This window comes from Planctomycetota bacterium (genome assembly GCA_018242585.1).
Taxonomy (GTDB): domain Bacteria; phylum Planctomycetota; class Planctomycetia; order Pirellulales; family PNKZ01; genus JAFEBQ01.
In genome coordinates, this window is record JAFEBQ010000022.1 from 113,770 (window position 1) to 128,807 (window position 15,038).

Consider the following 15,038-nt stretch of genomic DNA (forward strand, 5'->3'; position numbering starts at 1 on the left):
GAACCGAACTAAAATCGAAAGCGTCCGCGCCCCGAATCGTGAACCGGCGCTGACACCCGCCCCTCATATGATGTACTCTGGCGGGTTCGAGGGGGCGAGCGGTATCATGCGTCAGGCATTCAGGATGCGCCCGCCCCGTGCAATCTGTGCCACGGGGCGCGCCGCAGCCGTGCCGTATAACATTTGCTCGTTACGCTCCATTTTTCAATCACCGTTTGCCCAGCCCGCCGTCCGGCCAGGAAGCTTAGATCGCGATGACTGAATTGTTACGGCAGGAAATCGCCGCCGCCGCTGGCACCATCGTGGTCAAAGTGGGCACCCGTGTCCTGACCCACCCGGGGGGCGGTTTGAACCATGAGCGAATCGCGGCCCTGGTTGAGGAACTGCACGACCTGATGAGCACCGGCCGGCGCGTGGCGCTGGTCAGTTCGGGGGCCGTCGGCGCCGGGATGGGACAGTTGGGGATGAAGCAGCGCCCCACCGATCTGGCCCATCTGCAGGCCGTCGCCGCCATCGGTCAGTGTTACCTGGTCCACGCGTACGACAAGGCGTTGAAGGTTCACGGCCGGCATGCCGCGCAGATTCTCCTGACGGCCGATGACTTGGACGATCGGCCCCGGTACTTGAACGTGCGGAATACGATCCTGACGTTGCTCGAGTTGGGCGCGCTGCCGATCATCAACGAAAACGACACCGTCAGCGTCGAAGAGCTGCAAACCACGTTTGGCGACAACGACCGGCTGGCGGCCATGGTGACCAATCTGATCCGCGCGCCGCTGCTGGTGCTGATGTCCGATGTCGACGGGCTGTATGACGGCGACCCGCGGCAACCAGGCGCACAACTCATTCCCACGGTGACGCGGCTGGATGAGTCGATCTTCAACCTGGCGCGCGACGTGAAGACCGGCCTGAGCAAAGGGGGCATGACCAGCAAGCTGAACGCCGCCCGCATGTGTACCGTGGCCGGCGAGAATGTGATCATCACCAGCGGGCGCGAGCCGGGGGCGCTGCGCCGGATCGTCGCCGGCGAAGCGGTCGGGACATTGTTCGTCGCTCAAGGTGGCAGCATTCCGTCGTGGAAGCGCTGGATTGGGTTCACCGCCCAGCCGCGCGGCAAGCTGGTGCTCGATGCCGGCGCACGCCGCGCGATCGAGCAGCAGGGGCGCAGCCTGCTGGCGATTGGCGTCACGCAGGTGACTGGCGACTTCAAGAAGGGGGATGTCGTGGCGCTCGTGGACCCGGCCGGGGTGGAATTTGCCCGCGGCTTGACGAACTACGACGCGAGTGACCTGCAAAAGATTCGCGGCCAGCGAACCGACGCGATCGCCGCCCAGTTGGGACATTGCCCGTACCAGGAAGTAATCCACCGCGACAACATGGTGGTCACGGTTCCGGGGCAGGGGTGAAGGCGAGGCGTTCCGAAGTCCATCCGTCGCCGCAGCACGACATCTTTACCCTCCCCCAGCCCCTCCCTGTCAGGGAGGGGTGTTTGTCGCACAAGTGACTACCCTTTCCCTTCCTCCGTGCCAACCTCCGTGTCTCGGTGACTCCGTGGCTGGCATTTGAGCGTTACTTTTTCGCCGACCAGGAAGTTTCGTTGGCCCGGTCTTCGAGCACGATGTTCAACTCGGTCAGGCCCTTGCGAATCTGGTCGGCCATGGCAAAGTTCTTGGTCTTGCGCGCTTCGGCCCGCAGCTCGATGATCAGCTTCATCAGCTTGCCGACCAGATCGCCGTCGGCCCCCGTGGCCGGCGACGCCGGGGCGGTCAGCATCAGGCCGAGCACTTGCATGAACTCTTTCAGCAGCAGAGCGCCTTGCTCGAAATCGGCCCGAGCGGCCGCCTTGGGATCGGCTTCCAGCTTGGCCTCGTCGGCCAGCCGGTTCAGGGCCGTCACCAACTCGAACATCACGCCGACCGCGCCGCCGGTGTTGAAATCGTCGTCCATGTGTTCGACGTATTTGGTGGCCAGCTGCGCGAACTCGGGGCGTGACAACTGCCGGCTGTCGTCACGGCGCGTCGGGGCGTTCAGCTTGTAGAAGCTTGTGCCGGTGATTCGCTCGTAACGCTGGGCAAAACGCAGGAAGGTCTCGAACGACTTGTCGGCCGCGGCCAGGCCCGAGGGAATGTCATGCACCTTAGGGTCGAAGTCCCCCAGGTCGATCGGCGACCGGTAATGAGTGTTGACGATGAAAAACCGCAACACCTCGGCCGAGGTCTTCGTCAACGCATCGACCACATTCAGCACGTTGCCGACCGAGCCGGCCATTTTGCCTTTGCCCATCTTCAACAGTCCGTTGTGCATCCAATAGCGGACGAACGTCTTGCCGGTGTGCGATTCGCTCTGGGCCAGTTCGTTCTCGTGATGCGGGAATTGCAGGTCCAAGCCGCCGCCGTGGATGTCGAGCGTCGGGCCTAGCAGTTTCATGCTCATGGCCGTGCATTCAATGTGCCAGCCTGGTCGACCAGGGCCCCAGGGGCTGTCCCAGGCGGGTTCGCCCGGCTTGGCCCCTTTCCAAAGGGCAAAGTCGCCAGGGTTTCGCTTCCGATCGGTGACTTCGATGCGCGCGCCGGCTTCCATCTGCTCTGGGTCGCGGTTGCACAGCTTGCCGTAGTCTTCGTCCTTCGAGACGTCGAAGTAGACGTCCCCCGCCGCCGGATAGGCGTACCCCTTGGCGATCAAATCCTTGATCACCGACAACATCTCGTCGAGCGTCTCGGTCGCCTTGGGCATCTTGTCGATGCCGGTGACGTTCAGGCTGTGCAGACAGGCGATGTAGTCGCCGGTCATCTTCTCGGCCAACTCTTTGACCGTGGTGTTCAGTTCGCGCGCGCGGACGATCAACTTGTCGTCAACATCGGTGATATTCACCACCCAGGTCACCTGATAGCCCAGGTACGCCAGGTAGCGCTTGACCGTGTCGAAGATCACGGGGCCGACCATGTGGCCGATGTGGCTGGGCTTGTAGACCGTCGGACCACAGACGTACATCGTCACTTGCCCCGGCACGAGGGGCTCGAACTTTTGCTTGGTGCGCGTCAGCGTGTTGTGAATGCGCAGGTTCGTGGCGATGGTCGGAGTAGTCTTCACGGCAGCAGTGGCAGTAGTTGGCATGGCTTCGTTCGTTTCACCTGGCAGAAGGTTCTTTTTCAAGCAAGACAACGCACTCGGCCGACAGGGCCTCTAAGCGCCCGATCGGGCCGACGTGTTCACCGGTTTTGGCTTTCAGGCCGACACAATCGACCGGCACGTTCAACAGTTCAGCCACTCGGGTGCGAATGGCCGTCTTGACCGGCGAAAGTTTCGGTTGCTGGGCAAACACGATCATGTCGCAATTCACCACCCGGTAGCCGGTCCCGGTCACCTGGGCGAGCGCGGCCTGTAGCATCTGGCCCGAGTCACGACCACGGTTGGCTGGATCGGTGTCGGGAAACAGTTCGCCAATGTCACCCAGCGCCGCCGCCCCTAGCAGCGCGTCGGTCAACGCGTGCAGCAGCACGTCGGCGTCGCTGTGGCCGACCATTTCGCGGTCGAACGGCACATCGACACCCCCCAGGCGCAGCGGCCCGCCCGGTTGCAGCCGGTGTGTGTCGTGTCCGATTCCGATGCGAAGGGGTTGCTGGGCCACAGGCAGTCATTCGACGAGCGACAGGAACAAGGGTCCGACAGCCGGTGCGGGTTCACCCTGGGGTACTCGCCGTGCGGCTACATGGTGCAAGCTCAGTGAAGTTGCGCATGAAAATATAACGGCGAGGCCAAAAACCCACAACGCGAGGGGTGGCCACCCCATTGCCGCGTGTCCGTCACTTCTGCCGCCTTTAAGCCGCGCGCTAGCATGCCTATAATCTCCGCAACTATGGCAACGATCGAAATCAAAGGCCTGACCAAGAACTATCGCGTTTATCAAAAGGCCGAAGGACTGCGAGCCTCGTTCAGCGGTTTGTTCCACCGCCAGATGCGAACCGTGGAAGCGGTGCGCGGCATCGACCTCACGGTGGAACAGGGGGAGTTCGTGGCCTTTCTGGGGCCCAACGGGGCCGGCAAGACGACCACGCTCAAGTTGCTGTCGGGGGTGATCACGCCCACGTCGGGCTCGGCCACCGTGCTGGGCCATGTGCCCTGGCGGCGCGAGAACGCCTACCGGAGGCGGTTCGCGCTGGTGATGGGGCAGAAGAATCAGCTCTGGTGGGATTTGCCGGCGCAAGAGTCGTTCCGCCTGCACCAGCAAATCTATCGCATCGCGCCGGCCGAGTTCGATCGCATCCGCGACGAGCTGGTCGAACTGTTGGGCGTGGGCAAGGTGCTTGGCCAGCCAGTCCGCGAACTGAGCCTGGGGCAGCGGATGAAAATGGAGCTAATTGCGGCGCTGCTCCACTCGCCCGAGGTGTTGTTCCTGGACGAACCGACGATCGGGCTCGACGTGATCGCCCAGCACAACATTCAATCGTTCCTCAAGCGCTACCAGAAGGAACGACAAATCTCGATCCTGCTCACCAGCCATTACATGAAGGACGTGACGGCCCTGTGTCAGCGGCTGGTGGTGATTGCCGATGGGCAGATCATGTACGACGGCTCGCTGGGCGGGATCATCGATCGCTTCAGCGGGCACAAGATCGTCACGCTGCAGTTCCCCACTGACGCGCCGATGCCCACCGGACTGGAGCGCTACGGGCAGTTGCTCGAGTCAAACGCGCCTCGGGCCAAGCTGCGCGTCGATCGTCGCCGGGTGACCGAGGTGCTGGCCCATCTGCTCGAGACGCAGGACATCGAAGACGTCAGCGTGGAAGACCCGCCGCTGGAAGAAGTCATCGCGGAAGTCTTTGCCAAAGCGACGGCCGACGCGAGCTAGCCGCAGGTTGCGATCAGAACGGGTTGCAATTCGCTATCGCGTGCCCACCCAGACCGTCATTCCCGCACAGGCGGGAATCTAGTGGTGGCGGTTAGCGTCTAGATTCCCGCCTGCGCGGGAATGACGGCATAGGGGCTGGCGTTTTATTGTTGCTTCCTCACGCCCAGCGAGTGGGCGTGCCACCCAGAAGCGAGGCTGAGACTAGCCCAGCCCTAGCACGTCGTTCATGCCGTAGAGCCCGGCTGGCTTGCCGGCCAGGAACTTGGCCGCGGCCAGCGCGCCGTGGGCGTAGCAATCGCGGTTGCTGGCGCGGACGGCAATTTCGAGCGTCTCGCCCAGCAGTCCGAAAATGATCGTGTGCTCGCCGGGATTGTCGCCGACGCGAACGGCGTGATACCCGATCTCATCATGCGGCCGGGCCCCAGGGCGACCTTCGCGACCGTGGGCCGTTTTGCCCTGGCCCATCTTCTGCCGCACGATTTCGCCGAACTTCAGCGCCGTGCCGCTAGGGGAATCTTCCTTGAAGCGGTGATGCCGCTCGATGATTTCCACATCAGCGCCGGTCGGATGGTCCTTCAGTGCTTCGGCCGCCACGGCCGTCAGCTTCATGGCCAGATTCACGGCCAGACTCATGCTCGGCGCCCAGAGGATTGGCAACGTCTTGGCCGCGGCGCGCACCTTGTCGGCCTGCTCCGGTTCGAGGCCCGTGGTCGCCACGACCAACGCGACCTTCCGCGCCAAGCACTGATCGACAATTCCCAGCACTGCGGCCGGCACCGAAAAGTCGATCACCACGTCGACCCCCTCGGGCAGCTTGTCCCCCAGGGGCACGCCGATCGGGCCGGCGCCGGCGAGCGTGCCGGCGTCACTACCGGCTTGCGAGTGGCCGGCGCGATCGACCGCCGCCACGATGCGCAGCGTCTTGTCGGCCGAGCCGAGCGCGATCAGCCGCTGGCCCATTCGTCCGGCGGCGCCATGAATGGCAACTTTCAAAGGGTTCATACGAAATTCCCTGTGCGATGTACTAGATCGCTTCTCGATTCACGGTAGCGCGCGTATCTACCAAGCCGGTGGCTTTGCCACCGAAATCGGCGGCAGAGCCGCCGGCTTGGGTCAGCAAACGATACATGCTTCTAAGAACTGCTCTGGCGTTTCAGTGATTATGCGAAGCGTGAATGCCGCCTTCGGTTCAACGCCACGACGTAAACGTGCGGCGCGAGCCAGCATCATACCGCAAACCGTCGCCCGCTGCCGAGCGAAGCCCGGCCGAGATTTCGTCGCCCAGAAAGATGCGACGGCTAGTTGACCGACTCGGGCTTAAAGTTCTCGTCGACTTCGACGAAACTGGCGACCGGGTTTTCCTGTTCGCGTAACGCGGTCATATCGGTTACGTCCCCCGGTTGCAAGACTTCGAGCCGCGAGAGTTGTCCCGCACGGTCGGGCACATAGGCCATCACGTACGAGTCGCCGACAACGGTCAATCGCTGATCGCGCACGCGAACGACCAGCGCCGTCCGTTCGTCGATGCCAAAGCCGATCAGGTCTCCGTGCGCCGCCATGAACTTCTTCAAGCGGTCCGGCCGATTGCGCTTCAGAAAGTGTTGATCGACCACCGCGCCGGGGAGCAGGTCGAACCCTTCCCCTTCACGCGGGTTGTGGCGGCCGCTGGCGATCATCACCCGGGTCATGCAAGCCGCGCCGGCCGAGTTGCCCCCGATGGCGCCGCCACGGTCGAGCAACTCGTGCAGTTCTTCCTCGAACTTAGTGTTGGCATAGGGCTGGGTCAGCCACTCCTGGTCGCCGCCCTCGATCCATACTCCAGTAGCGTTGCGCAGCGGTTCAAGAAAGTCGTCGTCGTCGGCCACTTCGCGGCTGCGGGTGTGCAGGAACATCACCTCGGCCACGCCCAGCTTCTTCCAATCTTGAATGCCGGAAACAATGTGCGGGTCGAGCGGATCGATGTCGTCGGCTTCGTAGTGCGCGGTGGGGATGATCACCAAGCGCGCTTCGCGCCCGCCGGCCAGGCGGACGAAGCGTTGCTCGACTTCGCGCGGCACGTCACCGCCGCCGCAGATGACCAACGTGCCGCCGGCCTCTTGCCCCGGGGCCAGTTGGGGCGCGTCGCCGCGCTCGGGAGCCAGCCACATGGCCAGCGCCACCAGCCCGACAATCGCGCCGGTATAAAGGAGCGTCGAGACCCGAACTTGGGCCTTGAGGAGTTGATCGATTTGGTATCTCAGGCGTTGCATCGGTGGCTAGCTGCTAGTGACAAAAACCATTCTACGGGCGATGCGCTGCAAAAGTGCGGATCATTAAGACGGTAACGCTTAATCTCATCGGACCATTGCTCCGATTCCTTGCCGTGGCGGCCCAGGCCGAGGCGGCTTACCCGGTTCTTGCGGCCACGGCGGCGCGACCTGCTAACCATAGCATTCGACGTGCGAGCGGCTGAAGATTGGCCTTTCCCGTCGCTTTGTCGTGTGAGCTTCGTGGCAGCGCAACCGTCACGACTCGCGGCGTCATTTACACCCATCAGCGTGTATCGTTGCGTTTGCCGTGTGGCTCGCAAACCTCGGTAAACCTAGCTGTATAGCTTGATGACCTTGACGATTTCGTCCAGGTCGTTGGGAACCGCGACGGCGCGATTGGCGAAGGCCGCGCGACGCACTCCGCGGCTGCCCAGTACTTCGTTGAACATGGCCTGATCGGTCGTATGATAGGCCACGGTTGCCGTCGGATCCTTCAATTGGTGCCCAGTTAAGATGCAAACCACGGTCTCGTCCGCGCCGATGATTCCCTCGCTGCATAGCAGCTTGGCTCCCGCCACGCTGGCAGCGCTGGCCGGCTCGCAGCCCAGCCCGCCGGCGCCGACTTGGGCCTTGGCGTCAAGGATTTCCTGGTCGCTGACTTGCCGCACGACCCCCCGACAGAATTCCAGTGCCCGCAGGCACTTGTTCAAGTTGACCGGCCGGTTGATCTCGATGGCGCTGGCAATGGTCGACGCGCGGCGATGCTCGGCGTCCATCGCCTGGTAGTACGCATCGATCTTCGGCTCGTCGACGTTTCCCTTGTTCCAGCGCAGGCCCTGTCGCTCGTACAACTCGTAGAGCGTGCTGGCCCCGGCCGCGTTGATGACGGCTAGTCGTGGCACGCGGTCGATCAGCCCTAGTTCGTGCAATTCGTAGAAGGCTTTGCCAAACGCGCTCGAATTGCCAAGGTTGCCCCCGGGGACGACGATCCAGTCGGGAACCTGCCAGCGCAGACCCTCGAGCACGCGGAACATGATCGTCTTCTGCCCTTCAAGACGGAACGGATTGACGCTATTCACCAGGTAGATGCCCAGCTCGCGCGACGCTTCCTTCACGCGGGCCATGGCATCGTCGAAGTCGCCGGCGATTTGGACCGTCAGCGCGCCATAGTCGAGGGCCTGCGACAATTTGCCGTAGGAAATCTTTCCCGTGCCGACGAAGATCACCGCCTTCATCAGCTTGGTGACCGAGCAATAGGCCGCCAGCGAAGCGCTGGTGTTGCCGGTCGAGGCGCAGGCGGCTCGCTTGGCCCCCACGGCCCGCGCGTGGGTAAAGGCGGCGCTCATGCCGTTGTCTTTGAAGCTCCCCGAGGGGTTCATCCCTTCGTATTGCAGATAAAGTTGGCCGCTGGTCATGCCGACGTACTTGCCAACGCCGGGCGAGGGCTGGAGCAGGGTTTGCCCCTCGCCAATCGTGACCACGTTCTCGGGCCGGGTAAACGGGAGCAGCTCGTGGAACCGCCAGACCCCGCTCAGCGCCAGCGGCTCGTACCGGCGGGACCATTTGGCCTCAAAATACCCCCAGTCGGTGGGGGGCTTCAGCCGGCCCCAGTCGTAGATGACGTCCAGCAGGTTGCCGCACCGCTCGCACGCGACCAGTGCCTGGTCGACGCCGTAGGTGGCCTGGCATGCCGGCGAGATGCATCGCTGAAATGCCAAATCGGACATGCTGACGGCTCCAACACCGGTGTGGCCACGGGGATAGGGCGCGGTGGGCCGCCCAAGGGACGTGATAGTGTACGTCGCTCGGCAAATAGCGACAAGCGCAGCGATTTACCCGCGGTTTCGCGTGGGTTTTGTCGTTGTGGCCGTGTCGCAAGTTTATGTTTTGCGCCGTGTTACGGCGAGAAGTGCCGCACTTAAATAGCGGTCGTTTGTTTGACAGAGCCGACTGCCATTTTTAGAATTGAGGTTCTGGCGCTTTGATAAAGGCCGCCAACAGTGACACTCCAAGGGAGACGAGCAGCTTATGAAGAAGGCTGAAGCAAAGGTCTACAAGGAACGACTCCTCGAGTTGCGGGCTCGGCTGCGGGGCGACGTAAGCCAAATGGCGGACGCCGCTTTGAAGAAGAGCCGGATGGATGGCAGCGAAGTGTCGAGCATGCCGATCCATATGGCCGACTTGGGGAGCGACAATTTCGAACAGGAATTCACCCTCAGCCTGATGGAGAACGAAGAAGAAGCTCTGGAACTCGTTGAAGCAGCCATGGAGCGCATCGAGGAGGGTATTTACGGGGTTTGCGAAGAATGTGGAGCCAAGATTCCCAAGGCCCGCCTGAATGCGATCCCCTATGCTCCCAACTGCGTGAAGTGCGCCGAGCAACTCGAGCGCGGCTAAGCGGGACATCAAGCGCGGTAGGGAATCCGTCCTGTCCGACGATCGACATTGTTTGAAACTTGGCTCGCGTGGTTCAATAGCAACCACGCGGGCCAGTTTTTTATCGTGGTCGACCGATCGCAGCGCTGGCTCAAACACGTAGACGATCGCGACGGATGCGCATGATCCCAGGTTTGACCAAGCGGTTCTTCATCTTTTGCGCGATTGCTGCCGCCGGCTGCGCGTTGGACCTTTGGACCAAGCATTGGGTCTTCGACTGGCTCGGTTATCCGTCCATCGAACCCCATTGGCTGTGGACGGGGCACGTCGGCCTGCAAACCAGCTTGAACCGGGGCGCTCTGTTCGGTATTGGCAACGGCCAGGTTTGGCTGTTCGTGACCCTTTCTATTCTGACGGCCGCGGGCATTGTCTATTGGTTGTTTGTCCGCGGGGCGGCGCGCGACGGAGTCTTGAACATCGCGCTGGCCGTGATAATGGCCGGCATCCTTGGCAACTTGTACGACCGGTTGGGCCTCTGGTCGCATCCAGGGCTCGAGCCCGATCAGTGCCGCGCGGTTCGCGATTGGATCCTGGTCCAATACGACAACAACTGGGTCTGGCCCAATTTCAACGTCGCCGACAGTATGCTCGTCGGCGGTTCCTGCGCGCTGTTTCTGTTCAGCCTCCGCCGCCAGCCGTTGATGGATGATGCCGAGTAGGGCTGCGCCAGGATTTGGTCGACGGATGTCACCTGGATAGCCCCTGTGATTCCCGCCCCCGCGGCGTCATAATCAGCCACGCATTCCGCTCAAACCGCTCCCTCACCAAGCACAAGTGAACCGTTATGTCGTTGCTCGTCGTTGGCTCGGTGGCCTTGGACAATGTCGAAACTCCCTCGGCGCGGCGCGACAACGTACTGGGCGGCTCGGCCGTTCACTTTTCGTACGCGGCCAGCTTCTTCTCGAAGGTCCACCTGGTTGGCGCGGTCGGTGAAGACTGGCCGGCCGAGCACACCCAACTGCTCAGCGGTCGCGGCATCGATGTCAGCGGCTTGAATGTGGTTCCCGGCGGCAAGACGTTCCGCTGGACCGGCAAATACCAGCCCAACATGAACGACCGCGAGACGTTGGAAGTTCACTTGAACGTGCTGGGGACGTTCGATCCCAACGTGCCCGACCATTACCGCAAGTGCAAGTATCTATTCCTCGGCAATGGCTCGCCAACCTGGCAGTTGAAAGTTCGCGAGCAATTGCCCAACGCGGCCCTGACCATGGCCGACACGATGGACCTGTGGATCAACATTCAGCGCGATGAGTTGAATGCCCTGTTGCGCCGCATCGACGGCCTGGTGTTGAACGATCACGAGGCCAAGCTGCTGACCGACGAAGAAAACCTGGTCGCCGCCGGTCGTCGCGTGCTCGAACTGGGTCCGCGGTTCGTGGTGGTCAAGAAGGGGGAGCACGGCTCGATTTTCTTCAGCCGAGACGAAACGTACGTCCTGCCGGCCTTTCCCACGGCCCGCGTCGTCGACCCGACGGGGGCTGGCGACAGCTTTGCCGGTGGCCTGATGGGTTACCTCGCCGAGCAAGACAAGATCGACGGCAAGACCATGAAGCAGGCCCTGGCCTATGGCACCGTGACGGCCAGCTTCAACGTCGAGGACTTTTCGCTCGATCGGCTGCGCGGGCTGTCGCGAGCCGACATCGACCGGCGCTTGGAAGATTATCGCCGCATGTTGGCGCTCTAAAACGAAATCTCACGGCACACGAATGCCGTCGCGACCAAGCCGGCGGCTCTGCCGCCGAATCAACGGCGACCGAGTCGCCGGCTTGGAACGAAATACACGTCTCCAGAAAGCTCGTCGCCGCCATGCGTCACAAGGTTCGCACGTTCGTCGCCGTGGAACTTTCCCCCGAGGTGCTCTCGAACGCCCGGAATCTGTTGCGCGAGTGGCGGAAGTTCGACGCCCCGATCCGTTGGGTCGACGATGGCCAATTGCACCTGACGCTCGCCTTTTTGGGCGATGTCGACGCGCTCGACTTGCCCCAGGTCTGTCAGGCGGTGACCAAGGCGGTCGAGCCGCTGCCGCCGTTCGAGTGGCACGCCACGGGAGTCGGCGCCTTCCCCGCCCTGGAACGCCCGCGGACCATTTGGCTCGGCACCGGCGAAGGGGCCGACGATCTCGTCACGCTGCACGAGGCGATCGAACGCTGCCTCAGCCAACTGGGCTTTCGTGGCGAGGGACGCCGGTTCAAGCCGCACGTCACCTTGGGGCGCGTACGAGGCTACGACGAGCGGCTGGCCCCCTTGGTCGAGCAGCTTCGCACCCAGGCGTCGCTGTTCGCCGGCGTTTGCGATGTGACCGACGTGACGGTCTTTTCCAGCGAACTCGAACGTCACGGCCCAACGCACGAGCCGCTGGCCGTGGCGCCCCTGGCGGGCAGTTAATCCGCGCCCGTCGATGGTCAGTCGGCGTTCCAAGCCGGCGGCTCTGCCGCCGAACCGACGGCGACGAAGTCGCCGGCTTGGTCCGGTCAAGTTGTACCGACGGTAGCGATTCTGCCGCCGCCGGCCTTCCGCTGACACCCCGCAAGGTGCCGCCCGACCACCATTCAGTGTGGGCTTCGGCCAACACTCGGGATTGTGACCTAAAGTTTTATGACCGATTTCGCGCGCCCAGGGTGTGCGCGAGCGTCACAAGTTGTCGGTTGATGTTGCAAGGGCCCGCGTCCGATGTCGCAGTTTTGGCACTACTGGTACATGGTCTTCAAGTGGCTCGACGGGCTGTCGACGCGCGAATGGTTCATCGTCCTGCTGTTCGTCGTGGTTTGGGGCGTGTTCTGTATGCGCGGCTTTGGTTCCCGCAAACATCACTAGACAATCCCGAGATTCATCGTTGACGCGGTGGCGACCGCGGCCGATGACGACCGGTCGAATCCCAGGTGGGAGTTTGAAACAAGATGGACTGGCTGAGCGGCTTGGGTCTGAGCGAAGTGTCCATTCCGACGCCCGTGGCGTTGGCCGCGGTGACGGTGTTGGCCTACTTGTTCGGCCGGCGCCAACGAGTGGTTCTGGCGCAAGAAGAGTCGCAAAACGCGCGACGCGAGATGCGGCGGGCCCAGGCCGTGGCCAAGGACCTGGAAACCATCGCCAAGAATCTGCGCAAGCAACTGGCCCGGCATCATGCCAGCGTGGCCAAGTTCCGCGTTCGAGTCAGCGACCTGGGAGGTCAGGGCAACGATGGGGCGTGGCGCGAACTGTGCAAAGAGGCCGAGGACATTCTCGGCCCGACCATGCAACTGGCTTCGCAGATTGCTCACGCCTATGACGAGATTCGCCAGCAAAGCCACCAGTTAATGACGCTGACCGAAGTTCGCACCGACCAGTTGACCGGTGTTAGCAACCGCCGCGCGCTCGACGAGACACTGAAGGCCTGGGTGGCGATGAAGCAGCGCTACGAGTTGAACTTCTCGATCGCCATCTTCGACATCGACCATTTCAAGAAGATCAATGACGAGCGCGGCCACATCATCGGCGACCAGATGCTCAAGCAATTCGCAGCCCTGGTGTGCGACGCGGCCCGCGAGACCGACATCGTGACTCGCTTTGGCGGCGAGGAGTTCGTCGTACTGATGCCCAAGACCGGGCTTAGCGGCGGCTGTGTGTTCGCCGATCGCGTGCGGCGGATGTCGCAGGATAAAATGGCCATCACCGTCAGCGGCGGCGTGGCCGAGGCGCTGCACGGCGAGTCGCCCGAGACGCTGTTGGAGCGTTCCGACTCGGCCTTGTACCACGCCAAATCGGCAGGGCGCAATCGCATCAGCCTGCACGACGGCCAGCAGATCGTCCCGGCCGAAGTTCAGCCGGCCGCTCCGAGCGCTCAGCACTCGGAAGGCGAAGCCGAGCCGACGCCGGCCCTCACCGCCTAGAGCGTAGAACGCCCGTTGTCAGTTGTCAGTTGTTGAGGCCGACGCGACTCGCCTCCATCATCACCGAGCGCGCAGCAACCCTTCTCCCGCCGGGAGAAGGTGGCCGAAGGCCGGATGAGGGTCCACGTGGCCGCTCATAAGCGTGGAATATCGACCACGACGGCACGACGGTCACGACGCCGGAGAAGAGCAAGGTAATTGGACCGCCAAGACGCGAAGAACGCAAAGAAAACCGGCAAGGAAGAAGGGGAGCAAAGGAGACGAAGGACGTTTAGTTGGAGAGTCGCAAGACCACGGGCGTGTTTCGGCGAATCACAACTTATTTTCCGACGTCGTGTCGTCGTGGTCGAATGCTCTTTGCCTTCCTTAGCGCTCTTTGCGTCTTTGCGGTTCAAACTTCCGATGCCCGGGTACAACGGACCACTGACAACTGACCGATAGGCGCGCAGCGCCGCCTGGAATGTTGCGGCTGCGCCGCCAGCGACTTCGCGGCAGGCGTCTCCCGGAGGAGGCGACTGTTCTTGCTTGGTTAGTGGTGCGCTCAGGTCTGCGGGCCAAAAGCCCGAGCACCCGAGCGCTCGCGTGTCGCCCCCGACTGCCGCGCGTGTTTGCGGCTGCGTGCTGTCGGAGACGCCTGCTCGCTGGGACACATTCCGCCTCGTCAGCGCTGTCGTGTCCACCTCCGGCTTCGGGTGGCTTATGCTCGCCCGACGCGGTGCCCCCGCATCGTCGAGACCTGAACAGGCCGCGGTCGTTTCCGGCAGCTCAACGACCCGCTGGGACGTCACTTCCAGCGGCGTTGCAAAGGGTGTGTCAGGCCGTGCCTCCGGTGAAGGAGGCAGCCGATACCGCGCGTGCGGAACAAGAACGATCCGGGCGGCAGAGGGCTAATAGTTCGTCTGACAAGTCTGGGGGCCATCCTGGCCGGCGCAATGCTCCGTTTCGAGCGTTTCGACACCCTTCGGACCGGCGTACTAACGGGGGATGTTCGCAGAAGCGCGCGTGACGCGAAAGGAGATTTGTGGCCGGGTGCTTTTTTGTCCGTGGTCAGTAGTCCGTTGTCAGTTGCGGAAGGCATTCCGGTGGAGTGCAACTGACCACGGACAACTGACCACTGACGAAACCATCCATCATCACCGGGCGCGCGCAAACCCTTCTCCCTCCGGGAGAAGGTGGCCGAAGGCCGGATGAGGGTCAACGTCGACCGACGAGAACGCGTGACCTCAGGCCACGTGGACCCTCATCCGGTTCGCTGCGCTCACCACCTTCTCCCGGAGGGAGAAGGGTTAAGCGGAGTGCCATGCTCAAACTTCTTGTTTGAGCATGCGAAGCGTGTCCCGAGCATGCTCAAGGCTTAATGCCTTGAGCATGGCACCCAGCTCTTTCGCCGCTTGGGTCGATGTCACGGAGGCAATTCACGTTTGTTAGTTTGGCAATTCGTCTACATCGATTTTCCTGTCCACGTCACCGCCTGTCAGCACCAAGTCTGAAATTGCCCGCAGATAAGCATCCGCACCGTCATCATTACCCGACTGTTGCCAAAGCTGAAGTAGCCTTTGCGCGCTCTTACGACGCGCTTCTGAAGTGAAGCTGCCCATCTGCCACGCCAACTCTAAATCCTAGTTAATCCACCGC

At 62.5% G+C, this 15,038-nt stretch carries 14 protein-coding genes; 8 read left to right on the forward strand and 6 right to left on the reverse strand.

From position 1 onward, the window contains the following. The first annotated feature begins 254 nt into the window (after positions 1 to 254). Positions 255 to 1,406: a glutamate 5-kinase gene (locus tag JSS27_11700; GenBank protein ID MBS0209605.1), complete on the forward strand. Its 1,152-nt coding sequence runs from the start codon at positions 255 to 257 to the stop codon at positions 1,404 to 1,406. 163 nt (positions 1,407 to 1,569) lie between these two features. Here the strand turns inward: JSS27_11700 and JSS27_11705 are convergent, their stop codons facing one another. Both JSS27_11705 and ispF read right to left on the reverse strand, forming a co-directional pair. Continuing rightward, positions 1,570 to 3,114, reverse strand: a complete 1,545-nt coding sequence (locus JSS27_11705; GenBank protein ID MBS0209606.1) for a cysteine--tRNA ligase — start codon at positions 3,112 to 3,114, stop codon at positions 1,570 to 1,572. Positions 3,115 to 3,127: 13 nt separating this feature from the next. Further along, the gene (gene ispF, locus JSS27_11710; GenBank protein ID MBS0209607.1) at positions 3,128 to 3,628 is read right to left on the reverse strand and encodes a 2-C-methyl-D-erythritol 2,4-cyclodiphosphate synthase; all 501 of its coding nucleotides are present in this window, start codon (positions 3,626 to 3,628) and stop codon (positions 3,128 to 3,130) included. Between the two features lie 228 nt (positions 3,629 to 3,856). On the opposite strand from ispF, the gene JSS27_11715 reads away from it, so the two are divergent. After that, positions 3,857 to 4,849 carry an ABC transporter ATP-binding protein gene (locus JSS27_11715; protein ID MBS0209608.1) on the forward strand — a complete coding sequence of 331 codons (993 nt, stop codon included), beginning with the start codon at positions 3,857 to 3,859 and terminating at the stop codon, positions 4,847 to 4,849. Positions 4,850 to 5,050: 201 nt separating this feature from the next. Here JSS27_11715 and JSS27_11720 read toward each other — a convergent pair whose 3' ends face one another. The 3 genes from JSS27_11720 to thrC all read right to left on the reverse strand — a co-directional run bounded on the left by JSS27_11720 (position 5,051) and on the right by thrC (position 8,825). Continuing rightward, the gene (locus JSS27_11720) at positions 5,051 to 5,851 is read right to left on the reverse strand and encodes a 4-hydroxy-tetrahydrodipicolinate reductase (protein MBS0209609.1); all 801 of its coding nucleotides are present in this window, start codon (positions 5,849 to 5,851) and stop codon (positions 5,051 to 5,053) included. Between the two features lie 296 nt (positions 5,852 to 6,147). After that, positions 6,148 to 7,098 carry a cyanophycinase gene (locus tag JSS27_11725; GenBank protein ID MBS0209610.1) on the reverse strand — a complete coding sequence of 317 codons (951 nt, stop codon included), beginning with the start codon at positions 7,096 to 7,098 and terminating at the stop codon, positions 6,148 to 6,150. Positions 7,099 to 7,430: 332 nt separating this feature from the next. Then, positions 7,431 to 8,825, reverse strand: a complete 1,395-nt coding sequence (gene thrC, locus JSS27_11730; protein MBS0209611.1) for a threonine synthase — start codon at positions 8,823 to 8,825, stop codon at positions 7,431 to 7,433. A gap of 301 nt (positions 8,826 to 9,126) precedes the next feature. On the opposite strand from thrC, the gene JSS27_11735 reads away from it, so the two are divergent. The 6 genes from JSS27_11735 (at position 9,127) to JSS27_11760 (ending at position 13,403) form a co-directional block, all read left to right on the forward strand. Continuing rightward, entirely contained in the window at positions 9,127 to 9,495 is a 369-nt protein-coding gene (locus tag JSS27_11735) for a TraR/DksA family transcriptional regulator (protein MBS0209612.1), read from the forward strand. Positions 9,496 to 9,650: 155 nt separating this feature from the next. Further along, the gene (locus JSS27_11740; GenBank protein ID MBS0209613.1) at positions 9,651 to 10,193 is read left to right on the forward strand and encodes a signal peptidase II; all 543 of its coding nucleotides are present in this window, start codon (positions 9,651 to 9,653) and stop codon (positions 10,191 to 10,193) included. A 125-nt stretch (positions 10,194 to 10,318) separates the two neighbouring features. Beyond that, entirely contained in the window at positions 10,319 to 11,221 is a 903-nt protein-coding gene (locus JSS27_11745; GenBank protein ID MBS0209614.1) for a sugar kinase, read from the forward strand. Between the two features lie 122 nt (positions 11,222 to 11,343). Beyond that, positions 11,344 to 11,922, forward strand: a complete 579-nt coding sequence (gene thpR, locus JSS27_11750) for an RNA 2',3'-cyclic phosphodiesterase (GenBank protein ID MBS0209615.1) — start codon at positions 11,344 to 11,346, stop codon at positions 11,920 to 11,922. A 285-nt stretch (positions 11,923 to 12,207) separates the two neighbouring features. Beyond that, positions 12,208 to 12,351 (forward strand): hypothetical protein, encoded by a 144-nt coding sequence (locus JSS27_11755; GenBank protein MBS0209616.1) that lies wholly within the window; start codon positions 12,208 to 12,210, stop codon positions 12,349 to 12,351. A gap of 83 nt (positions 12,352 to 12,434) precedes the next feature. Then, entirely contained in the window at positions 12,435 to 13,403 is a 969-nt protein-coding gene (locus JSS27_11760; GenBank protein ID MBS0209617.1) for a diguanylate cyclase, read from the forward strand. A 1,424-nt stretch (positions 13,404 to 14,827) separates the two neighbouring features. Here the strand turns inward: JSS27_11760 and JSS27_11765 are convergent. Further along, positions 14,828 to 15,013, reverse strand: coding sequence for a hypothetical protein (locus JSS27_11765; GenBank protein ID MBS0209618.1), 186 nt, complete (start codon positions 15,011 to 15,013; stop codon positions 14,828 to 14,830). Positions 15,014 to 15,038 lie beyond the last annotated feature (25 nt).

What these genes read in the sequence shown, in the direction of transcription:
- JSS27_11720 (MBS0209609.1), bottom strand. Translation starts at nt 5,851, where the DNA reads ATGAACCCTTTGAAAGTTGCCATTCATGGCGCCGCCGGACGAATGGGC.
- JSS27_11705 (MBS0209606.1), bottom strand. Translation starts at nt 3,114, where the DNA reads ATGCCAACTACTGCCACTGCTGCCGTGAAGACTACTCCGACCATCGCC.
- JSS27_11725 (MBS0209610.1), bottom strand. Translation starts at nt 7,098, where the DNA reads ATGCAACGCCTGAGATACCAAATCGATCAACTCCTCAAGGCCCAAGTT.
- JSS27_11760 (MBS0209617.1), top strand. Translation starts at nt 12,435, where the DNA reads ATGGACTGGCTGAGCGGCTTGGGTCTGAGCGAAGTGTCCATTCCGACG.
- JSS27_11715 (MBS0209608.1), top strand. Translation starts at nt 3,857, where the DNA reads ATGGCAACGATCGAAATCAAAGGCCTGACCAAGAACTATCGCGTTTAT.
- JSS27_11735 (MBS0209612.1), top strand. Translation starts at nt 9,127, where the DNA reads ATGAAGAAGGCTGAAGCAAAGGTCTACAAGGAACGACTCCTCGAGTTG.
- thpR (MBS0209615.1), top strand. Translation starts at nt 11,344, where the DNA reads ATGCGTCACAAGGTTCGCACGTTCGTCGCCGTGGAACTTTCCCCCGAG.
- JSS27_11740 (MBS0209613.1), top strand. Translation starts at nt 9,651, where the DNA reads ATGCGCATGATCCCAGGTTTGACCAAGCGGTTCTTCATCTTTTGCGCG.
- JSS27_11700 (MBS0209605.1), top strand. Translation starts at nt 255, where the DNA reads ATGACTGAATTGTTACGGCAGGAAATCGCCGCCGCCGCTGGCACCATC.
- JSS27_11745 (MBS0209614.1), top strand. Translation starts at nt 10,319, where the DNA reads ATGTCGTTGCTCGTCGTTGGCTCGGTGGCCTTGGACAATGTCGAAACT.
- thrC (MBS0209611.1), bottom strand. Translation starts at nt 8,825, where the DNA reads ATGTCCGATTTGGCATTTCAGCGATGCATCTCGCCGGCATGCCAGGCC.
- JSS27_11755 (MBS0209616.1), top strand. Translation starts at nt 12,208, where the DNA reads ATGTCGCAGTTTTGGCACTACTGGTACATGGTCTTCAAGTGGCTCGAC.